This window comes from Pseudomonas sp. RL_105y_Pfl2_101, assembly GCF_963970585.1.
Taxonomy (GTDB): domain Bacteria; phylum Pseudomonadota; class Gammaproteobacteria; order Pseudomonadales; family Pseudomonadaceae; genus Aquipseudomonas.
This window is the reverse complement of the sequence record NZ_CAXAPG010000115.1, coordinates 1-1,514: the sequence shown is the minus strand read 5'-3', so window position 1 is coordinate 1,514 and position 1,514 is coordinate 1. Positions and strand designations below refer to the sequence as shown.

Genomic DNA, 1,514 nt, shown 5'->3' with positions numbered 1-1,514 from the left:
TGAATGGCACTTACTTAACCTTCTTCGGGTGACCATTCTTCCTGACCTCGGCCCTGGCTGATCGACGTGTTTTCATCAGCATGGGATAAGGCTTGGGTCTTCGTTTTATCGCGCGCGGCTCAATCCTGCCAGGACGCCTTCCAACACGTTTCTGGGCAATCATCTCAAACAGACTCAGCATCTGATCTTCTTGCTCCTGAACCCCGTACTGCCTCAACGCAAGGCACAGCTGAAGGCTATGTTTGAAGCTCAGCTCCCGAGGCAGACAGTCGGCCAACAGAGCTGATTGCGCCATGAGCATCCGTATCAGATTGTGCGCCAGCAAGTAAATCCACAACTCCTTGACGGCCATACCCGGCGTCTTGCAGCTCAGTGCTTCAAGCCCCAGCGTAGTCTTGAGGTTGCGCAGATCCAGCTCCACATGCCATCGGTCTTTGAACAGTGATTTGAGGGCAGCTTTGGGCACCTGCTGTGGACAATTCAAAGTAGTGACCAGGATTTTCCCTCCGGCCTTCAACTCACGTACTGTCAGCGTTTCAGGTGCCTCGTCGTAATAGGCCTGGCTCATCCAGGACGGCTTTGCCTTGGGCTTTTTCAGCTCAACCAAATGATCTTCCGACCCCAAGGGCTTTCCCAGCTGAAAGTCCGTGCTACGCCGTCGAGCGCCGTATTGTTCGAACACCCCGTCCACGCCTCGATGTTGCAATTCACACAACAAAAAGTAGGTGGCGTAGTAGGCATCGCCCAGCACAATGTCACCTCGTTCCAAGGTATCGAGCATGGTTCTGAGCAGCGTCTGCTCATCACCGCCTTTACCGCGAAAACGTCCCAACGAGGCATCCAAAACAGCACCGCTGGCGAGGCAAACAATTCCCACCAACCGACAGATGGGAAAGCCCAGTCCGGCTTTCTGCCCACGAGATTGCGGATAGGCCTCTTGGTTGGCCGGCGTATCCGGCAGGGTGACCGTAGTGCCATCCACGAGACGCACAGGCCGCCCCCTCCAACGCCATGATGACGGAGCCCGGTTGCTCATCGATGACCCCGTGGAGCGCAACAAGGTTGAAACCATCTCCACCGGCAACCGCGCTCTGGCTTTGCAGTAAGCACCGGTATGAATGCTGTTGGGCTTCAACCCCTCGCAGGAGCGTCTGATAGAAAAATCATTCACGGCATTCTGACAGGAGCGATCGGCGCTCATCGCCTGGGACAAAAACAGGGACAGTGTTTCGGTCGGGGGGAATAGTCGCTGGCGATGCTTGGGTATCGACGACTCGACACCCTGTAATAGCTCTGGATCGGTGAGCAGCTTGAAGAAAGCATGAGCATTGCTGTTCGTGGCGTGCTGGCGCATACGGTGCTGTTGATGTCGGACGATTTGGCGTCTACGATTCACTCGGGCTGTGTCCTTGCTTGATCGGTGTGTGTTCGCAACTATCACCGTAGACCAAGGCCAGCCTTTTTTCATTTTTTGCAGCCGTATCAGTTAGTTAGCCGTTAAGTAAGTGCCATTC

Annotated in this window: 1 protein-coding gene; it reads right to left on the bottom strand. The window is 55.0% G+C overall.

Features of this window, described 5'->3' with window-relative positions:
- Positions 1–10: 10 nt before the first annotated feature.
- Positions 11–1,396, bottom strand: a complete 1,386-nt coding sequence (locus tag AACY31_RS28665; protein WP_339483819.1) for an IS4 family transposase — start codon at positions 1,394–1,396, stop codon at positions 11–13.
- Between the last annotated feature and the right edge of the window lie 118 nt (positions 1,397–1,514).